Annotated in this window: 16 protein-coding genes; all 16 read left to right on the top strand. The window is 48.7% G+C overall.

Going from position 1 to position 20,564, the window contains the following annotated elements:
• The first annotated feature begins 99 nt into the window (after positions 1 to 99).
• The 16 genes from bshC to murB all read left to right on the top strand — a co-directional run bounded on the left by bshC (position 100) and on the right by murB (position 20,563).
• On the top strand, positions 100 to 1,737 hold the full coding sequence (gene bshC, locus AB4Y93_RS20790) for a bacillithiol biosynthesis cysteine-adding enzyme BshC (RefSeq protein ID WP_441894761.1): 1,638 nt from the start codon (positions 100 to 102) through the stop codon (positions 1,735 to 1,737).
• A 37-nt stretch (positions 1,738 to 1,774) separates the two neighbouring features.
• Complete coding sequence (locus AB4Y93_RS20795) at positions 1,775 to 3,037, top strand: adenosylhomocysteinase (RefSeq protein WP_441894762.1); 1,263 nt, start codon at positions 1,775 to 1,777, stop codon at positions 3,035 to 3,037.
• Between the two features lie 252 nt (positions 3,038 to 3,289).
• Complete coding sequence (locus AB4Y93_RS20800; RefSeq protein ID WP_441894763.1) at positions 3,290 to 4,483, top strand: ornithine--oxo-acid transaminase; 1,194 nt, start codon at positions 3,290 to 3,292, stop codon at positions 4,481 to 4,483.
• Positions 4,480 to 5,382, top strand: coding sequence for an arginase (gene rocF, locus AB4Y93_RS20805; protein ID WP_441894764.1), 903 nt, complete (start codon positions 4,480 to 4,482; stop codon positions 5,380 to 5,382). Before AB4Y93_RS20800 ends, rocF begins: the two co-directional genes overlap by 4 nt.
• 78 nt (positions 5,383 to 5,460) lie before the next feature.
• Positions 5,461 to 6,510, top strand: coding sequence for a DUF4349 domain-containing protein (locus AB4Y93_RS20810; RefSeq protein WP_441894765.1), 1,050 nt, complete (start codon positions 5,461 to 5,463; stop codon positions 6,508 to 6,510).
• A gap of 131 nt (positions 6,511 to 6,641) precedes the next feature.
• Positions 6,642 to 7,079 (top strand): division/cell wall cluster transcriptional repressor MraZ, encoded by a 438-nt coding sequence (gene mraZ, locus AB4Y93_RS20815; protein WP_167277708.1) that lies wholly within the window; start codon positions 6,642 to 6,644, stop codon positions 7,077 to 7,079.
• A gap of 30 nt (positions 7,080 to 7,109) precedes the next feature.
• Entirely contained in the window at positions 7,110 to 8,060 is a 951-nt protein-coding gene (gene rsmH / locus AB4Y93_RS20820; RefSeq protein ID WP_441894766.1) for a 16S rRNA (cytosine(1402)-N(4))-methyltransferase RsmH, read from the top strand.
• Positions 8,061 to 8,079: 19 nt separating this feature from the next.
• Positions 8,080 to 8,466 (top strand): cell division protein FtsL, encoded by a 387-nt coding sequence (ftsL, locus tag AB4Y93_RS20825; protein ID WP_441894767.1) that lies wholly within the window; start codon positions 8,080 to 8,082, stop codon positions 8,464 to 8,466.
• Between the two features lie 9 nt (positions 8,467 to 8,475).
• Positions 8,476 to 10,683 (top strand): penicillin-binding protein, encoded by a 2,208-nt coding sequence (locus AB4Y93_RS20830; RefSeq protein ID WP_441894768.1) that lies wholly within the window; start codon positions 8,476 to 8,478, stop codon positions 10,681 to 10,683.
• Between the two features lie 101 nt (positions 10,684 to 10,784).
• Complete coding sequence (locus AB4Y93_RS20835; RefSeq protein WP_441894769.1) at positions 10,785 to 12,722, top strand: stage V sporulation protein D; 1,938 nt, start codon at positions 10,785 to 10,787, stop codon at positions 12,720 to 12,722.
• 126 nt (positions 12,723 to 12,848) lie between these two features.
• Positions 12,849 to 14,336: a UDP-N-acetylmuramoyl-L-alanyl-D-glutamate--2,6-diaminopimelate ligase gene (locus AB4Y93_RS20840; RefSeq protein ID WP_441894770.1), complete on the top strand. Its 1,488-nt coding sequence runs from the start codon at positions 12,849 to 12,851 to the stop codon at positions 14,334 to 14,336.
• Positions 14,333 to 15,745, top strand: a complete 1,413-nt coding sequence (locus tag AB4Y93_RS20845; RefSeq protein WP_441894771.1) for a UDP-N-acetylmuramoyl-tripeptide--D-alanyl-D-alanine ligase — start codon at positions 14,333 to 14,335, stop codon at positions 15,743 to 15,745. Before AB4Y93_RS20840 ends, AB4Y93_RS20845 begins: the two co-directional genes overlap by 4 nt.
• Positions 15,746 to 15,749: 4 nt before the next feature.
• A complete protein-coding gene (gene mraY, locus AB4Y93_RS20850) occupies positions 15,750 to 16,706 on the top strand; it encodes a phospho-N-acetylmuramoyl-pentapeptide-transferase (protein ID WP_167277725.1) in 957 nt (318 codons plus the stop codon).
• A 128-nt stretch (positions 16,707 to 16,834) separates the two neighbouring features.
• Positions 16,835 to 18,256 (top strand): UDP-N-acetylmuramoyl-L-alanine--D-glutamate ligase, encoded by a 1,422-nt coding sequence (gene murD, locus AB4Y93_RS20855; protein ID WP_441894772.1) that lies wholly within the window; start codon positions 16,835 to 16,837, stop codon positions 18,254 to 18,256.
• Between the two features lie 47 nt (positions 18,257 to 18,303).
• The gene (gene spoVE, locus AB4Y93_RS20860) at positions 18,304 to 19,401 is read left to right on the top strand and encodes a stage V sporulation protein E (protein ID WP_441894773.1); all 1,098 of its coding nucleotides are present in this window, start codon (positions 18,304 to 18,306) and stop codon (positions 19,399 to 19,401) included.
• Positions 19,402 to 19,657: 256 nt separating this feature from the next.
• Complete coding sequence (gene murB / locus AB4Y93_RS20865) at positions 19,658 to 20,563, top strand: UDP-N-acetylmuramate dehydrogenase (RefSeq protein ID WP_441894774.1); 906 nt, start codon at positions 19,658 to 19,660, stop codon at positions 20,561 to 20,563.
• The last annotated feature ends 1 nt before the right edge of the window (position 20,564 follow it).

Consider the following 20,564-nt stretch of genomic DNA (forward strand, 5'->3'; position numbering starts at 1 on the left):
TTTGACGCGCGGCTTATCCTTTGTGTACAATCAAATTGTTGCATGATTGATTACAGTTATTCAAAATATAAGATTGATTTAGGAGGAACTGGCTGCGCTATGAATACGGAACATTATGACTTGCCAAGCGCCCAGCCTTTAACAGAGGCGTATATACATCGGACGGACGCAAATGTAGATTTGCTGTATGGCTATCATCCTGAGCGGGAACAGGATTGGACAACTCGTTTGGAGCGGCTGGAGAAATTGGCTGGAAGTAGAGCAAATGCGGCTGAAGTTGCCGAAGTGCTGAGACAATACAACAGTCGTTATACAACACCAGAGGTAGATGCTTCTATTCGTGCTATTGCTGAAGGAGCACCGGTTATTATTGGCGGACAACAGGCGGGACTGTGGTCAGGAGCACTGCTTGTGATACATAAAGCAGTTTCCATTGTTAGTGGCGCCAAATGGGCTTCTCAAAAGCTTGGCCGTACGGTTGTACCCGTTTTCTGGATTGCGGGCGAGGATCATGATTGGGATGAAGCGAATCATACCTTCCTGCTGAATGCAGAACAGGAGCTGCGCAAGCTTACCTTACAGCGCCCGGAAGGGCCAAGAACATCCGTTAGCCGTACCACTGTTGATGAAGACAGCTGGAACAAGCTGTTGGAAGAGCTGGAGCAAACGCTGCCCCACTCGGACTTTAAACCAGGCCTACTCGAGGAACTGAAGCAAATCACAGGACAGTCCCGCTCATTATCGGACATGTTTGCGGGCATTTTGGCTTTCTTGTTCGGGAAGGAAGGGCTTGTACTGCTTGATGCGGATGATCCAAAGCTGCGCAAGGTAGAAGCACCAATGTTCCGCAGAATGATCGAGCAAAACGATGAGCTGGAGCAGGCTTATAAAGCAGCTGCTGAGAAAGTGAAGTCGTTTGGTTATCAACTGCAGGCTGATGTTGTGGACGGCAGTGCGAACCTCTTCTTGTTCAATTCGGAGAGCGGAGATGAACGGACACTTCTGCATAAGCGTGACGGGCAGTTCCAGGATCGGAAGGGAACAGCCTTCTGGTCCAAGGAGCAGCTGCTGCAGCTTGCGGAGGATCAACCTTCACAATTCAGCAATAACGTGCTGACGAGACCCATTATGCAGGATTATCTGTTTCCTGTTCTTGGCACGGTGCTAGGACCTGGTGAAGTTGCTTATTGGGCATTAACCGGAGAAGCTTTCCGTAAGCTAGAAATGGAAATGCCGATAATTGTGCCGCGAAGTTCCTTCACCTTGGTAGAAGGTACGATTGCGAAGCATATGATGAAGTATGAGCTGTCCTTCGAGGATGTGGCGAAGCGATTTGATGCCCGCAAGCAGCAGTGGCTGACGGAGCAGGATCAATTGTCCATCGAAGAGCGATTCCAAGAAGTAAAGCAATCCTTTATTTCGATGTATGGGCCGCTTTTGGAGCTTGCTGGCTCGGTTCAGCCGGGACTTCTCAAGCTGGGCGAGACGAATCGTCAGAAGATCGTGGAGCAGATTGAATATTTGGAATCGAAGACGAAGGATGCATTCAACAAGCAATATGATGCATCCATTCGCCAGCTAGACCGTATTGCGCTTTCATTATGGCCGAGCGGCAAACCGCAGGAACGCGTAATCAATATGACCGGTTATTGGAATCGTTATGGTTCCGTTTGGCTGGAGAAGCTCCTCGAGCTTCCATTTGAGCCAAGCGGCGGTCATCAGCTCGTCTATTTATGAGTTATCCCGAAGAATGTTGTAGGAGGCTACTGAAAGAATGAGTACACAAGAAAATAGCATTATCCGCGATATCGCCCTTGCCCCGGAAGGACATTTGAAGATCGACTGGGCAAGTGCACACATGCCGGTATTAAACCGGATTCGCGAGCAATTTGAGCAAGAGCTGCCTTTTAAAGGGCTGAAAGTAACAATCTCGCTTCACCTTGAGGCAAAAACCGCTTATCTGGCTAAAGTAGTGAAGGCAGGCGGAGCAGATGTAACGATTACAGGCAGTAACCCATTGTCTACGCAGGATGATGTTTGTGCGGCACTTGTAGAAGACGGGATTACTGTCTTCGCCAAGTACAATCCGGATCCACAAGAGTATAAGGAACTGCTCGTTAAATCTCTCGAATCCAAGCCTGACCTCATTATTGATGACGGCGGCGATCTTGTGACGATTCTCCATACAGAACGTCCGGATCTTCGTGTGAATATTCGTGGGGGCGCGGAAGAGACTACGACTGGCATTATCCGCCTGAAAGCAATGGAAAAGGAAGGCACGCTCAGCTTCCCGATGGTTGCCGTTAACGACGCTTACTGCAAATATTTGTTCGATAACCGTTATGGTACCGGCCAATCTGTGTTTGACGGAATTAACCGGACTACTAACCTTGTAGTAGCGGGCAAGACTGTTGTTGTTGTCGGCTACGGCTGGTGCGGCAAAGGTGTTGCGATGCGTGCGAAAGGCATGGGAGCAAACGTTGTTGTAACAGAAGTGGACGCGATTAAAGCTGTAGAGGCTTATATGGATGGCTTTACTGTACTTCCGATGAGCGAAGCGGCTAAAGTCGGCGAATTGTTCATCACTGTAACTGGCAACAAGGATTGCATCCGTGCCGAGCATTACGAAGTGATGAAAAATGGTGCGATTTTGTCCAATGCAGGACACTTTGATGTGGAGTTCAACAAGCCGGAGCTTGCAGCAATGTCTACGGATATTCGTACCGTTCGCCGCAACATTGAGGAGTATAAGCTGAAGGACGGCCGCAGCATTTATGTGCTGGCGGAAGGTCGCTTAGTTAACTTGGCTGCTGGTGACGGTCATCCGGCTGAGATTATGGATACAACCTTTGCCCTTCAAGCCCTTGGCCTGAGATATGTGAACGATGAGTATGCTGCAATCGGCAAACAAGTCGTAAACGTACCTTATGCGCTTGATGAGCAGGTTGCACGTTTCAAGCTGGATTCACTGAACATCAGCATCGATAAGCTGACAACTGAACAAGTTACTTATCTTGACAGCTGGAAAGAAGACTAATACCTATTTTACACTTGAATATGACAAAAAAGGACGTGCCAAATGGCGCGTTCTTTTTTTTGCGGTCATTGGACTTGCGGCAATCGCCGTACAATGAAACAAGGGGTATGCTTACGAAATAAGAATTACCGCAAATGGCCCAATTAGGCCATCTTTGCAGAAATTCTTAGGAGAATGCTTACGACGTAAGAATTACCGCAAATGGCCCAATTAGGCCATCTTTGCAGAAATTCTTTTTAGGAGGGATAGGCTATGAGAAGTTCCGTTGACACAATACGTCTTATGGATCGCTTCGGTGCCCGTAACTATAGTCCGCTTCCTGTCGTTATTACGCATGCTGAAGGGGTGTGGGTGGAGGATCCGGAAGGCCGCAGGTACATGGATATGCTCAGCGCATATTCGGCGTTGAATCATGGACACCGGCATCCAGCCATCATCCGTGCACTCAAGGAGCAAGCGGATAAAGTAACCCTTACTTCTAGAGCTTTCCACAGCGAGGAGTTAGGTCAGTTGTACAAGAAGCTGGCAGAGTTTACGGGCAAGTCCAAAATTCTAGCGATGAATACAGGAGCAGAAGCAGTGGAAACGGCCTTGAAGGCGGCGCGCCGCTGGGCTTACCGGGTGAAGGGCGTACCACACGGTCAGGCGGAAATTATCGTCTGTGAAGGGAACTTCCACGGCCGGACCATAACCATCACTTCTTTCTCCTCGGAAGCGCAATACCGTGCAGGATTTGGTCCTTTTACACCTGGATTCAAAATTATTCCGTACGGTGACGCTGAAGCACTTGAGAATGCGATCACGCCGCATACTGCAGCTTTTCTTGTAGAGCCGATCCAAGGAGAAGCTGGCGTTATCGTTCCGCCTGACGGCTATTTGAAGCAGGCCTTTGAGCTGTGCAGACAGCAAAACGTTTTGTTTATTGCTGATGAGATCCAGACCGGCTTTGGCAGAACGGGCAAACGCTTTGCCTGCGATTGGGAGGATGTTATTCCCGATATGTACATTCTTGGCAAAGCACTTGGCGGCGGAGTCCTGCCTATATCGGCCGTTGCGGCTGGTGATGATGTGCTTGGGCTATTCGAGCCCGGCTCTCATGGTTCAACCTTTGGTGGTAATCCACTCGCTTGTGCAGTTGCGCTTGCCGCGCTGAAGGTCATGGAGGATGAGAAGCTGGCTGAGCGCTCCGAACAGCTCGGACAATATTTTAAGCAATGCCTGGAAGCGATAAGCCATGAAGATATTATCGAAGTGAGGGGAAAAGGGTTATTTATTGGCATGCAGCTGTCAGTGCAGGCGAGGGCTTATTGTGAAGCGCTGTTCCAGATCGGGCTGTTATGCAAGGAGACTCATGAGACGGCGATCCGCTTCGCCCCGCCGTTAATTATTTCGAAGGAGGAGCTCGACTGGGCGCTGGAGCGAATTAAGGAAGTGTTTCAAATATGAAGACACCTCCGCGGATCGCGTTGTTGTCGGTTCCTTTTGGCCTTGGTGCCGGAAACCCCGGAAGTGAACTTGCTCCCCGCCATCTCCTTCATCTTGGTCTTTTACAGAGTTTGCAGCAGTTGGGATGCCATATTGACGAGCAGAAGGATATTGGAGAAGCCGGTATTCAAATACCATCCATTCAGCTGCCTATGAAGCATTCGGCAGAAGTCATTGCAACAGGGACAGCGCTCGCTGGAGAAGTATATACGGTTGTTTCAGCCGGTCAATTTCCTTTTGTACTTGGTGGAGACCACAGCCTTGCAATGGGTACATTAGCAGGATTATCTGCATATTACCCGAGGCTTGGCGTCATATGGATCGATGCGCATGCTGATATGAACACAGAATCAACTAGCCCTTCCGGCAATATGCACGGCATTCCGCTTGCTGTCGCTCAAGGAAGGGCACAGCTGTCTTTATCGCATTTGTGGCCTGGAGCGGGCATTGTTTCCCCAGCCAATATTGTTCTGGTTGGAGCTCGTGATCTGGATCCAGCGGAAGAGGTACTCATTCATTCTGCAGGTATTGCTTGTTTCGGCATAGCGGATATCCGCAAACTTGGCATCGATGCGGTTATTGCTAAAGCGATTAGACTAGCTGGGGCAAATACAGACGGTATTCATCTCAGCTTTGATATCGATAGTGTTGATCCGACTGAAGCACCAGGGACCGGAACTCCGGTACAAGGTGGATTATCTTCGGAGGAAGCGAGGATAGCCCTTCGCCAGCTTGGTCTGTCTGCAAGACTAACATCTGCTGAATTCGTAGAGGTGAATCCGCTGCTGGACCGCGCAGATCAGACAGCGAAGCTAGCGGTGGAGCTAATTGAAGTATTATTGAGCAACTTAAGGAATTAACCGCTATTTACTCCCTTTTGCAACATTACCAAATATTGAGCGTCTAGAACGGTGGACGACAAAAAAGGGGGAGTAAAGATGCGTAAAATAACAAAATGGTATACGTTCTTGCTCATGATTATGGTTGTTGCACTTATTCTAGGAGGATGTTCAAGTTCGAATGGCAGCAGTAATAGTGACAGCGCTACTTCAAGTTCGAATGGCGCTGCCGCAGCAGCAGACAGTATTGTAAGCCAATCGGTAGCCACGGAAAACAGCGTAAGCAGCTCCTCGGCAGAGGCGCCGGCTGTTGCTGTAGCAGGAGAAGCTGGCAGCGGTTCAATCGGGGAGATCGCAGCGGAAGGCACCGGAACCGCCATGAATCAGAAGCTGATTTATAAAGCGAATCTGACAATAGAAGCCGTCGATTATGATAAGGCGGCAACGGCGCTCCGGAATGCGATACATCAATCTGAGGGCTACATTTTAAAGTTCCAAGACGGGCAGTACAATGGGGAGAAGAGCTCTACTTATACCATTAAAGTTCCCGCTGCCGGGTTTATGGCGTTCATAGACCGGCTGGATGGCATCGAGCATAAAAAGTTTGAGCGACAGATCAGCGGAACGGATGTGACGGAAGAGTATGTGGATCTTCAATCACGACTGACAGCTCAGCAGGTGGTGGAGGAACGGCTTCTTGCCTTTATGGATAAAGCAACTAAGGCAGATGATCTGGTTAAGTTTTCTGAGCAGTTATCCACGGTACAGGAAAATATTGAACGGCTGAAGGGCCGGATCCGCTATTTGGATAGCAACGTTTCTTATTCAACAATCGAGCTGAGATTGTATCAACCGGATGCGAAGGCAGAGACGAAAGATAAGGAAGATGGCATCGGGGATAAAATGTCCGAAGCAATCAATGACAGTGTCGACGCTATGATCAGCGTTCTGCAGGGTCTGCTTATCTTCATTGCAGGCGCATTGCCAATTCTGTTGCTGCTGTTTATTATCGGCGTTCCTATTTATTGGCTGCGTGGAAGAAGCCGGGCAAGAAACAAATCCATGCCTTCTATCCCGCCGCAAACTCTTGTAACTCCTCCAGTTAAAGAAGAAACCGAGGAGGATGACCCGAATCATCCAAATGGTTAATCATATGAATTAATTTTATTAAAAATCCTGCTCATTGAGCAGGATTTTTATTTTAGGTGGCGAACTACTGTATCTTAGTGGGAGAATGTGGTGCAAAGTGGGGGAATCGGGGGAAGGGGTGGGTCAATCTCATGTTTATGGGTGAATATCAACATACCATTGATGAGAAGGGCCGTATTATAATTCCTTCTAAGTTTCGTGACTCGCTTGGTACCAGCTTTATCGCAACCCGCGGATTGGATAATTGCTTGTTTGTTTACCCGATGAGTGAGTGGGCTGTGCTTGAGCAGAAGCTTAAGTCGCTGCCACTGATGAAATCGGATGCCCGTGCGTTTACCCGGTTTTTCTTTTCCGGAGCTACGGAATGTGAGCTGGATAAACAGGGAAGGGTAAACATACCAGCCCACCTTCGCGAATATGCGAAGCTGGACAAGGATTGCATGGTGCTTGGTGTTTCCAGCCGAGTTGAGATTTGGAGCAAATCGACATGGGAAGGCTACTATGAGCAGTCCGAGCAGGCGTTCAATGAGATCGCGGAGAAATTGGTCGATTTCGACTTCAACTTCTAGAGTAAGCAACAAGAATGGGAGGATGTTAGCGTGTTTCAGCATATTACAGTGCTTTTGGAAGAGGCGGTTGACGGACTGGCAATCAAGCCAGGCGGCATATACGTCGACTGTACGCTTGGCGGCGCAGGCCATAGTGAACGGATTGTGTCCCAGCTGAGCGATGGAGGGCGTTTAATCGCATTTGACCAGGATGATGCAGCGCTGGAGAACGCACGCGTAAGGCTTGCTCCCTATATGGATAGAGTAACGCTAGTCAAAAGCAATTTTCGCTATTTGGAAGAAATGCTGCTCACGTGTGATGTTCCTACGGTAGACGGTGTTCCTCAGGTAGACGGTATTCTGTTTGACCTTGGTGTTTCCAGTCCACAGCTTGATGAAGCGGAACGTGGCTTTAGCTACAATCATGATGCACCGCTTGATATGAGGATGGATCAGGGAGGCGCATTAACGGCTTACGATATCGTCAACAGCTGGGAAGAACGGGAGATTTCTCGGATCCTGCATATTTATGGGGAAGAGAAGTTCGCAAGATCGATCGCGCGTAAAATTATTCAAGCTCGAGAGAATGCGCCGGTGGAGTCTACAGGCGAGCTTGCGGAACTGATCAAGTCCGGTATACCAGCAGCAGCAAGAAGAACAGGCGGCCATCCTGCCAAACGTTCGTTCCAAGCGCTTCGTATTGCAGTGAATGATGAGCTTCGTGCAGAAGAAGTTGCGTTAGAGCAGGCAGTCAAATGTGTTCGTCCTGGTGGCAGAGTATCTGTCATTACGTTCCATTCGTTAGAGGATCGCATCTGCAAGCAATTATTTGCGAGTTATCTTGAAAAATGCACTTGTCCGCCGGATTTTCCAAAATGTGTATGCGGTGGCACAGGACAGCTTCGGTTAGTGAACCGCAAGCCGATTGTTCCGAGCGAGCAGGAGTTAGAAGTTAATCCGCGCTCTCGTTCGGCCAAGCTGCGTGTCGCAGAAAAATTGTAGGTTAGAGGGGGTTCTTTCATTGGCTTATATTAATGGCAATTTGGCGATGCAGCCAAAGCGCAAGCCGGATCAACGGCCAGTCATCCGTGAGACGAAACGGATCGTTGTAAAGCGCAAGTCGATTCCACTACAGGAAAAGCTGCTTTACATGTTCACCGTTGTTTTTTGTGTAATCGTGCTTGGTGTAATTGTGAACCAATATGCCAAAAATTACGATATGCGCGTGCAAATCAAGCAAATGAACAATCAATACGCAGCTATGAATATTGATATGAAAGAATTACAGAAGCAAGTAGAGATGCTGGGCGATCCGGAGCGCATTCGCATGATGGCCGAAACGCAAGGTATGGCCAGCACTGAGCAGCCTGACATCATGGTAAAAACGCAGCAAGATAAGACCGAATAGGTGACGACCATGATAAAACGAATTAAGCTTCGTACGTTGTTGTTTGGAGGGATAATGACCCTCCTTTTTGTTGTTTTAATCGGCAGAATCTATTGGGTACAAGTAGTCAAAGGTGACTTTTGGTATGAGAAGGCCAAGACGAGGTGGGCAGCGGAAGAGAAACTCATAGCTAAGAGGGGCTCAATTACTGATAGAGACGGCAACATGTTCGCTATGGATTCCATTGCTTATGATGTATCGGTTAATCCGGCTATGATTCATTCCTTGAATATTGCAGATGAAGTAGCGGAAGGATTGCATAAGATACTCGGAAAGTCAGAAGCTGATCTGCTTAAGCTGGTGACCGCGCAAAAGGATAACGGCGATTACTATCAACAGCGGGAGATTCACGAGGAAGGCTGGAAGATTGATAAGGCGCTGGCTGATAAAATCGTTGAGTTCGAAGACGAGTTGAAGAAAAAATACAATAAAAAAGACATTGGCATCATCATAACCAATGATCAGAAGCGTTATTATCCTCGTAATGCAAAGGCTTCCCAGTTACTTGGTTATGTGACAAAGGAAGGCGAAGCCAAAACCGGTATTGAAGCCTTCTTCGATGATAAATTGAGAGGCATTGACGGGGAGCTTAAGTATGAGAAGGACGGCAAGCGTGTTCAGCTCGCGAAAGGCGATGTAGAATACCAGCCGGCTAAGGATGGACAAGACATTGCATTGACGATCGACATGGATATTCAGGATTATGTCGAGAAAGCACTTCAAGACATTGATGATAAATACCATCCGAAGAGCATTACAGCAATTGCGGCCGATCCAAATACGATGGAAATCCTGGCAATGGCCAATTATCCGACATTTGATCCGAATACTTATTGGGACAGCAATTATGAGAATGCTTATAATCATGCGATCAAATCTCTGTATGAGCCGGGATCTACCTTCAAGATTGTGACGCTTGCTGCTGCGGTGCAGGAGGGTATCTTTAATCCAAATGCGACGTATCATTCTGGTTCAATTGCCGTTCCGGGGACGCCGGTACGGGATATCAACAAGGTTGGCTGGGGTACGATTACTTATCTGGAAGGCCTGAAGCGTTCCAGTAACGTTGCCTTCGTAAAGCTGGGCTGGGAACAGCTGGGCGGCGAGAAGCTGCTCGATTATATTAATCGGTTTGGATTTGGTAAAAAGACGGGGATCGAGCTTGGCGGAGAATCTGCAGGTGCAATTAATGTTAATTTATCCATTCCGTCTGATATTGCCCGGGCATCTTTTGGTCAAGGTAAAGTACAGGTTACGGCGCTTCAGCAGGTTGCGGCTGTAGCTGCAGTGGCAAATGGCGGTAAACTAATGGAGCCGCATATTGTCAAGCAGATCTATGATCCGAATACGCAAACCACGGTGAAGACCGAGCCAAAGATTATTAATAACAATGTTATTTCCAAGGATACCTCGAAGAAGGTTGGCGAATACCTCGAGCAGGTTGTATCGGACCAAGAAATTGGTACGGGTCGCAACGCTTACATCGAAGGTTACCGGGTAGCAGGTAAGACAGGTACAGCGCAAAAGGTAATCAACGGCAAATATTCTTCAGATAAGTTCGTTGTATCTTTTATCGGATACGCGCCTGTTGAAAATCCGAAGATTGTCCTTTATATCGTAGTTGACGAACCAAACGATTCTACAGTTGGTGGTGGTGCAGTAGCAGCTCCAGCCTTCAAGGATATTGTATATAAAAGCTTGAAGCATATGGGTATCGCACCTGAGATTCAAGGTGCCGACGACGAGAAGAAAGAAGTAACCGTTACTGTACCGGCACTCGCCAAACTGACCGTATCTGCAGCGAAGTCCCAGTTGAAGTCACGCAGTCTTAATGTTGAGGTTGTTGGCAGCGGCAAAACGGTCATCCAGCAAGTACCTGCATCAGGAGCTTCTGTTCATCCTGCCCAGAAGGTTTATTTGATAACCGAGCAGCGGGACAAGCTCAAGATACCGGATATGACGGGCATCTCCTTGCGGGATGCGCTGGAAATCGCTTCTGTGCTTGACATTCGTGTAACGGCGGAAGGCGAAGGATATGTCGTAAGCCAAAAGCAGGTTACGAAAAATGGCGAACGGCTTCTTCAGCTTACTTTGTCTCCTGAATTACAGCAGGCATCAGGACAAGATTCTGCTGCTAATGCAGATGAATCCAAGGTAGATACAACAAATACGCAGTAATCAAGCAACAGCTTGTTCTATCCACCCCTTGTCCCTCATAAGTTGGGAATGAGCGTCAGCGTACGCTCTGCCGAAGGATGAGGCGGAGGGGGACAAAGGATATGAAGGTATCAAATGTAACATTGCGTCGCCGGCTGTTTATTGTGTTAATGATCTGTGTAATTGCTTTTGCAGGTTTAATTTTTCGGCTTGCCTATGTTCAGTTATGGCAGGGGGAGAAGCTGTCTGCCAAGGCAGAAGATTCCTGGCGGCGCGAAATTACTTATAAGGCGAAGAGGGGCGAGATTTGGGACCGCAACGGGGTAAAGCTCGCCTTTGACGTGAGCACGCCATCCGTACTTGCTATCCCTGTCCAAATTCCGGACAAGGCAGCGACCGCGGCCAAGCTGGCCCCTTATTTGGACATGACAGAGGAATCGCTTGTTAAGCTGTTATCGAAGAAGGCACGGATTGTGGAGCTGAAGCCGGGCGGCCGGAAAATGTCACTGAATGAAGCACAGGAAGTAAGGGACCTGCATCTGAACGGCATTGTTATTGCTGAGGATAACAGCAGGTACTACCCTTACGGCAGCCTTGCTGCTCATTTGCTAGGTTTTACGGGTATTGATGGAGGCCTTACAGGTGTAGAATCCAAATATAACGATAAGCTTACGGGAATCAACGGCAATGTATCGTATTTGTCTGACGCATCCGGTGGATTAATGCCGAACTCTTCGGATACCTATAAGGCGCCTCAGCAAGGCTTGACTATGGAATTAACAATCGACAAGCAGATTCAAGCCGTTATGGAGCGTGAACTCGATCAGGCTATGACTGCTCTACAAGCTGATGATATAATCGCGATTGCGATGAATCCGAACAACGGCGAGATATTGGGCATGGCCAGCAGGCCAACCTATGAGCCGGCCAATTATAGAGAGTTTCCGACCGAGGTATACAACCGTAACCTTCCGATTTGGATGACTTACGAGCCGGGTTCTACCTTTAAGATCATAACGCTTGCTGCGGCTATTGAAGAGAAAAAGGTTGATTTGAAGAATGAGTACTTCTTCGATCCGGGAGCCGTAGAGATTGGCGGAGCAAGGCTTCGCTGCTGGAAAAAGGGGGGCCATGGCAGCCAAACGTTCCTGGAAGTTGTTCAAAACTCCTGCAACCCGGGATTTGTAAACCTTGGCAATCGGCTTGGCAAAGAGAAACTTTTCGATTATATTAAAAACTTCGGATTCGGTTCGAAGACAGGTATTGATATTCCGGGCGAAGCGAACGGGATTTTGTTCAAGCTGGATAAGGTAGGCCCTGTCGAGCTGGCTACAACTGCCTTTGGGCAAGGGGTATCGGTGACGCCGATTCAACAGATAGCTGCCGTTTCTGCCGCTGTTAATGGCGGTACCTTATATAAGCCGCATGTGACCAAAGCGTGGATTAATCCATTAACCGGAGAAACCGTGCAGCAAGTGGAGCCGGAAGAGGTGCGCAGGGTTATATCGGAAGATACGTCGAGGCAAGTGCGTGAAGCGCTTGAAAGTGTCGTAGCTCAAGGGACGGGGAAAAATGCTTTCATTGACGGCTACCGAGTTGGAGGAAAAACAGGTACAGCACAAAAAGTAATTAACGGTCGTTACTCTCCTAATGAACATATCGTATCTTTTATCGGATTCGCACCAGCAGATAAACCTGAGATCGTCATCTATGTAGCGGTTGATAATCCACAGGGCATTCAATTCGGTGGCGTTGTCGCAGCACCAATCGTTCATAATATTATGGAAGATGCGCTTACCATTTTGCAGGTGCCGCCGCGTGAAAAGCAGATTGACAGAACTTATAAGTATGGTGAAACTCCTATTGTGACGGTGCCCAATATGATCGGCCAGTCGGTGTCAGACATCTATGAAGATATGAACATGAACTTTAATCTTTCTTCAGCAGGCTCAGGCAATACCGTCATTCGTCAGGCACCAGCCGCTGGTACAAGAGTAGATAAAGGTTCAACAATCCGAATATATTTGGGCGATGAGAATGATATATCCGATACCCATTGACCTACAATAGTCAAGGGGGATGATATAACTCATTCTCCTTGACTTACAATAGTCAATGAGGATGATATAATGCATCCTCCTTGACTATAATGAGAGATAACGACCTACATATGGGAGGAAAACAACATGCGATTAAGCGATTTGGCCAAACGGCTTATTACAGCGAAGCTGCTAGGCTCCGGCGATATAGAGGTGACTGGCATTGAGACGGATTCCCGCAAGGTAGAACCCGGCCAGCTATTCATTTGTTTGCCGGGACATACCGTTGACGGGCATGCGTACGCGCCTCAGGCAGCAGCCAAAGGCGCAGTCGCCTTCGTCGTCGAACGTGAGCTGGAGCTAAATGCTCCACAGCTCCTCGTAAAAGATTGCAGGCTGGCAATGGCTGTGCTTGCTGATCATTACTATGGGCATCCTAGCGAAGCTTTGAATTTGATCGGAGTTACGGGAACAAACGGCAAGACGACAACAACATATTTAATCGAGCAAATTTTGAATGACAATGGCTGCAGCTCTGGTGTGATCGGGACGGTCGAGATGCGTTATGCGGGCAAATCGTTTCCGATGTCCGGGACAACGCCTGAGGCGCTTCAGCTTCAGCAATACTTGGCCGCTATGCGTGAGGAAGGTACGGCTTATTGTGCGATGGAAGTATCTTCGCATGCACTTGAGCAAGGCCGTGTGAAGGGCTGCCGTTTCCGTACGGCCATCTTTACAAATCTGACGCAGGATCACCTGGATTATCACGGCACGATGGAGAAATACGCAGCGGCGAAGGGCTTATTCTTCTCCCGCCTTGGCAATGAGTTCCCGGCACAACAAGGAGACTGCTCCTACGCGGTATTGAACGTCGATGATGAAGTGTCGGATCAGTTCGCCAAGCTGACGGCAGCTGAAGTCATTACTTATGGGATTGACCGGGAAGCAGATGTACGTGCGACCAATATCCGAATTTCCGCACAAGGGACGACGTTCCATTTAACTACATTCCGCGGGGAAACAGATATTGCGCTACAAATGGTCGGCAAGTTTAATGTCTACAATGCTTTGGCAGCCATTACGGCAGCTCTGATTGAAGATATAACGCTCGAACAGATTAAAGCGAGTCTCGAAGCCGTTCCAGGCGTGCCTGGCCGAGTCGAATCGGTGCAGGCAGGTCAGGATTTTGCTGTTGTTGTTGACTATGCGCATACACCGGACGGACTTGAGAACGTCCTGCGAGCTGTGAAAGAACTTGCACCGCCGCGTATTATTTGTGTGTTTGGCTGCGGCGGAGATCGTGACCGGACGAAACGTCCAATCATGGGCTCCATTGCGGCACGTTATGCAGATTATGTATTTGTCACATCGGATAATCCAAGAACGGAAGACCCTGATCTGATCCTGAAGGATATTGAAGCAGGACTAGTGGCCGATGGCGTTTCGCCGGAACACTACGAACTGCTGGTCGATCGCCGCGCTGCGATTGAAAAAGCGGTTGAAATGGCAAGCTCCGGCGATGTAGTATTGATTGCGGGGAAAGGTCATGAAACGTATCAAATTATCGGAGGCGTAACGCATCCATTTGATGACCGATTAGTGGCGAAAGAAGCGATAAGGGGATTGTTACAGTGATAAATCGTACATTGGAGCAGGTCGCCGACATGTGCGGCGCTAGAGCCTATAAAGGTGAGCCGATCCGTATTGCAGGTGTCAGCACTGATACGCGTAGTATTAAGGAAGGCCAGCTGTTCGTTCCGCTCGTTGGGGGGAACTTTGATGGTCACCATTATGTGCTGCAGGCACTGCAGCAAGGTGCTGCCGCTGCGTTATGGGAGATGAAGCGGGAGGTGCCGCAGGAGCTGGCGGATGCACCACTGCTGTTCGTAAGAGATACGTTAAAGGCATTGCAGCAGCTTGCTACTTCCTACCGTGAAGAGCTGTATGTTCGTGTCATCGGTATTACGGGAAGCAACGGCAAGACAACAACAAAGGATATGGTTGCTGCTGTACTTGGCACCTCCTATAAAGTTCACAAAACAGCAGGCAACTTAAATAATCATATCGGTCTGCCGCTTACGGTTCTTGGGCTTGATGAAGAAACGGATGCGGCTGTACTCGAAATGGGGATGAGCGGCTTTGGTGAGATTGAGCTGCTGACGAATATTGCCCGTCCGGATGTAGCGGTCATTACGAATATTGGTGATGCACATTTGCTGCAATTAGGTTCAAGGGAAGGTATTGCCAAGGCGAAGCTCGAAATTGCACAGGGTCTCCATTCTGGAGGCATTCTGCTGTATAACGGTGACGAGCCGTTGCTTGAAGCTGAGCTTAAGACGATGAGCCTGCCGGAAGGCACGCAGCTCCAGACGTTTGGTTTAGGGGAGCAAAACGACTGGTCGGCAGCAGAGATTGGGATTGGCGCTGTTTCATCTACCTTTTCGGTTAAACGCAAGGGGCAGGAGAATCCTTCAGCGCCCTATACCATTCCTGTGCCTGGCCAGCATAATGTAAGCAATGCTCTTGCTGCCATAGCAATCGGACGCCGTTTCGGCATTTCGGAAGAAAATATCCGCAATGGATTAGTTGGGCTTGAGCTGACAGGGATGCGTATCCAGCCAGTTAAAGCAAGTAATGGAGCCATGATTCTAAATGATGCTTATAACGCTAATCCAACAGCCGTTCGGGCTGCCATCGATTTGGTTTCGCAGTTATCCGGTTTCCGCAGGAAGTGGATTGTGCTTGGCGATATGCTGGAGCTTGGTCCGGATGAAGAGTCACTTCATTTCGAGACAGGCGCTTACATTACACCGGACAAGGCTGATGCCGTTGTAACGTTCGGCAGCTTATCTCTGCATACGTCGGAAGGGGCCATGTCCCAATTCCCGGCAGAAGCAAAGAATACCAGAATTGTACATTTTGACGATAAAGAAAAGCTTGGAGAATGGTTGAAAGAGCAAGTGGAGCCAAATGATATCGTACTGGTCAAAGGCTCCCGCGGTATGCGAATGGAACAGATTGTCCAAACTTTGGAAGCGAGGTGAGATAATGGACACGATGGTCATCTTATTTTCTTTAGGCGCATCATTCTTAATAGCAGTTCTGCTTGGACCATTGTTCATTCCGCTTCTCCGGCGCATGAAGTTTGGACAGCAAATTCGGACTGACGGTCCGCAAAGCCACTTAAAGAAGAGCGGCACTCCTACAATGGGCGGCATCATTATTATGCTTGCACTGCTTATTTCTTTCTTGAAATTTTCCGATAAGACAGCTGATTTCTGGGTGCTGCTAACCGCATCTGTAGGGTTTGGCCTTGTTGGATTTTTGGATGATTATATCAAAATCGTATTTAAACGTTCGCTAGGCCTGACAGCGCGTCAGAAGTTGTTCGGTCAGCTGTTGTTCTCCATCATCGTATGCGCGGAGCTGTATAATATGAATCACAGCACGTTGATTACAATACCGGGAACATCATGGGACTTTGATCTTGGGTGGTTCTACTATCCATTTGTTGTCATCATCTTATTTGGTTCCAGTAATGCAGTAAACTTCACAGACGGCCTTGACGGTCTTTTGTCGGGTACGAGTGCTATCGCTTTTGGCGCATTTACGATTCTAGCGCTGCAAGTATCTGAGCATGAATCGGCTATTTTCTCTGCCGCGATGGTAGGGGCGGTATTAGGATTCCTGATCTTTAATGCTCATCCGGCCAAGGTGTTTATGGGTGACACCGGATCCCTTGGAATTGGCGGGGGGATTGCTGCAGTCGCCATCTTGACGAAGATGGAAATTTTGCTTGTTATTGTTGGCGGTGTGTTCGTTCTGGAGATGCTCTCAGTTATCTTGCAGGTAGGATCATTTAAACTGCGAGGCAAACGGATCTTTAAAATGAGCCCGATTCACCATCATTTTGAATTAAGCGGCTGGTCCGAATGGCGTGTCGTTACAACGTTCTGGTCGGTTGGTCTTGTGTTAGCAGTTATTGGACTTCTTCTTGGTCTTTAAGGTTTCATTATTACTTTTGGTCCCTTACAGCTGGTCTCCTTTGTGAGACTGGCAAGGGCTTCCAAGGTTACATATAACGAACGAGAATTAGCGGCTTACACCGCTTTTCATACAAAGGAGTTGTACTTATGAACCATCCGGCGACATATCGGGATCGCCGCGTCGTTGTATTAGGTCTTGCGAGAAGCGGCGTGAGCGTAGCAAAAGTGTTCCATGCTCTGGGAGCGGAAGTTATCGTAAATGATAAAAAAGAACGTGAACTATGCCCCGAAGCGGATGAATTGACTGCTTTGGGCATTTCTGTGCTATGCGGTTATCATCCGGACGATCTCGTCACTAGCGAGACAGCATTGCTGGTCAAAAATCCAGGTATCCCTTATACGGCAAGTCCTGTGCAGCAAGCAGAAGCGCATGGCGTGGAGATTGTAACCGAAGTTGAGGTTGCTTATTGGTTGTCAGCGGCGCCAATTATTGGAATTACAGGTTCGAATGGCAAAACTACGACGACAACCTGGATCGGCGAGCTGCTTGGTGAAGCGGGCTTGAAGCCAATCGTGGCTGGCAATATTGGGACGCCATTATGTGAAGCGGCGACTGAAGCGAAGGAAGACAACTGGATTGTTGCTGAGCTCAGCAGCTTCCAATTAAAAGGGACATCTTCGTTCCGTCCGCGTATTGCTTTGCTTCTTAATATTGCGGAGACGCATCTGGACTATCATGGCGGCATGGAGGACTATGTCGCTTCTAAAGTGAAGCTGTTTGCTAATCAAACAGTCGACGATATTGCAGTCCTGAACTGGGATGATGCAACCTGCAGAGCATTAGTGGATCAGGTGACGGCAAAGGTGCTGCCTTTCTCCCTTTATACACGTTTGGACAACGGGGTTTGCATAGAACCGCCGTTTGAGGCTGGGAATGACGCAGAAGTGGCTCGAGTAATCGTATGGCGCAAGGAAGACGGATCGGAAAAGATCATTCTGCCAGTTGCTGAACTTGGAATTCCAGGCCGCCACAACGCGGGTAATGCGCTTGCGGCCATAGCAGCCTGCATAGCTGCTGGAGTTGAACCTGACGTGATCGTGCCCGCACTGAAGCAGTTCAATGGTGTTGAACATCGACTTGAGTATGCGGGTGAAGTGAAAGGCGTTAAATACTACAACGACTCTAAGGCGACTAATCCTACAGCTACAATAATGTCTGTCGGCTCCATGAGCGCGCCAATTATACTCCTTGCGGGTGGTCTTGACCGTGGTTCCGATTATATGGAGCTTCTTCCGGTATTCCGCGACCGTATCAAAGGACTGGTGGTTCTTGGCGAGTCGAGAGGCAAGCTGGCGAAGGTGGCCGAGCTTGCAGGTTTAACGAATCTGCGATTGGTCGAACCTGAGGAGGACGCCGAATCTACTTTGCGGAAGGCCGTACAAGAAGCTGCTAGCCTTGCAGAGCCTGGAGATGTTGTTTTATTGTCGCCGGCTTGTGCTAGCTGGGATATGTTTAAATCCTTTGAGCAGCGCGGACGCATTTTTAAAGAATCGGCGCATACCTTGTAAGTAGGGGGCTTGTCCCTACTTTACGCAAATCAAGAGGTGTGTTTGCTATGGCCAAAGCCAGGTCCGCCCCGGATGTATGGATGATCGTCTCTATTGCGCTTATCCTGACAATTGGATTAGTAATGGTATACAGCGCGAGCGCTGTGCTCGCTTTCCATGAATTTGGCGATAAATTCTATTATGTGAAGCGCCAATTTATATTTGCCGTTCTTGGCGTTGGTGCGTTACTATTTACGATGAACGCGAACTATCTGATATGGAAAAACTGGGCGAAGGTTGCACTTCTGATCTGCTTCGTCCTGCTTATTATCGTACTTATTCCCGGCATTGGCGTTGTTCGCGGCGGAGCTCGAAGCTGGCTTGGCATCAGTTCATTTGGTATTCAGCCTTCTGAATTTATGAAGCTGGCTATGATTCTGTTTCTTTCCAAATGGCTTTCAGAGAAACAGCAGACAATTACGCTCTTTACGAAGGGTCTGCTTCCTCCACTAGGGCTCGTTGGACTAGCCTTTGGACTTATCATGCTCCAGCCGGATCTAGGATCCGGTGCGGTTATGGTCGGGGCTTCTCTTATCCTTATATTTGCTGCCGGTGCGAGAATCAGCCATTTGTCCTTACTCGCTTCCAGCGGGTTAGTGGGACTCATAGGACTGGTTATAGCCGAACCATATAGAATGAAGCGTATCACAGGCTTCCTGGATCCATGGGCGGATCCGCTCGGTACAGGCTATCAGATTATACAGTCCCTTTATGCGATTGGGCCAGGTGGTCTTGTTGGGCTTGGATTAGGGATGAGTCGTCAGAAATTCAGCTATCTGCCTGAACCGCAGACCGACTTCATCTTCTCCATTGTCTCGGAGGAGCTCGGCTTTATCGGAGGGGCAGCACTTATTCTCTTATTTATGATATTAGTCTGGCGGGGGATTCGGACTGCGATTTCTGCTCCGGATACATTCGGCAGCCTGCTCGCAGTAGGGATTACCGGCATTATAGGTGTGCAGGTTCTGATTAATATTGGAGTGGTTATTGGCGCGATGCCGGTAACGGGTATAACATTGCCGCTCATCAGTTATGGAGGATCCTCGCTCACCTTATTGCTTACGGCACTTGGCATTTTGCTCAATATATCCCGATATTCGAGATAAAGGGATGAAATATTGGTGTAAATGGCCGGCATGGCGCCGCCTTTCGAGGCGGCGTATGACGTCCATTTTTGTGTTTTGAGGGTAGAATAGGCGATTGTCACATTCGGAATGCAGAGGGCATAAGATACTCTATAAATCGTGACCGTCGCCCGGTTCGGGCCGTAAGTTACAAACGCCGCGAGCAGTTAATTTAGCGCTGAACTCGCAGCGGATCTGCCTGACTCTCTCAACAAGAAGCTAAAGGAGGCTTGACAACATGGAAAATTATATAGCGGAATTGGAACAAGCAGGTCTAGGCCAGATATTATTTAATGAGCCGCTTGCAAAACATACAACTTGGAAAATCGGCGGACCCGCAGATGTTCTGTTTATCCCACACGGCAAAGATCAGCTCGTGTCGGCCATCCGTCTTCTTCATAAGCATGGTGTACCGTGGACGAATTTAGGCCGCGGCTCCAATATGCTGGTGAGTGATAAAGGAATCCGCGGTGTTGTGATTAAGACCCGTGACGGACTGGATTATGTGCGTTTTGAAGGAACGCTCGTGCATGCTGGCGCATCATTCTCGTTTGTGAAATTATCGAGAATGTCGGGCAGGGAAGGTCTGACTGGACTGGAATTCGCGGGGGGAATTCCAGGGAATGTCGGCGGAGCTGTCTACATGAACGCAGGCGCACATGGATCCGATGTGTCACGTATTTTTAGATCAGCTGAGATTGTGCTGGAGACAGGTGAATTGGTTCGATTCGATCGAGAGGCAATGCAATTCTCTTACCGCCACTCTATCCTTCATGAAGTAAGAGGCGTTGTCATTGAAGCAACGTTCGAACTTGCGGAAGGCGACCGTAATGAAATTCTGGCAACACAGGCGTCTTATCAGGAACGGCGGTTACGCACGCAGCCGTTGCAGCTTGCATGCGCAGGAAGCGTGTTCCGCAATCCGTCGAATGATTTTGCTGCTAGGCTCATTCAAGAGGCCGGATTAAAGGGAGTTCGATTCGGGGGAGCGGAAGTTTCCGAGCTCCATGCCAATTTCATAGTAAACACTGGGCAAGCGACAGCTGAAGATGTTCTCACCCTCATGACTCACATTCAAGGTACAATAGCAGACCGTTACGGAGTTAAGCTGGTACCAGAAGTATTGGTGGTGGGTGAGCGGTAAT

It is taken from the genome of Paenibacillus sp. YAF4_2 (assembly GCF_052113225.1).
GTDB lineage: Bacteria > Bacillota > Bacilli > Paenibacillales > Paenibacillaceae > Pristimantibacillus.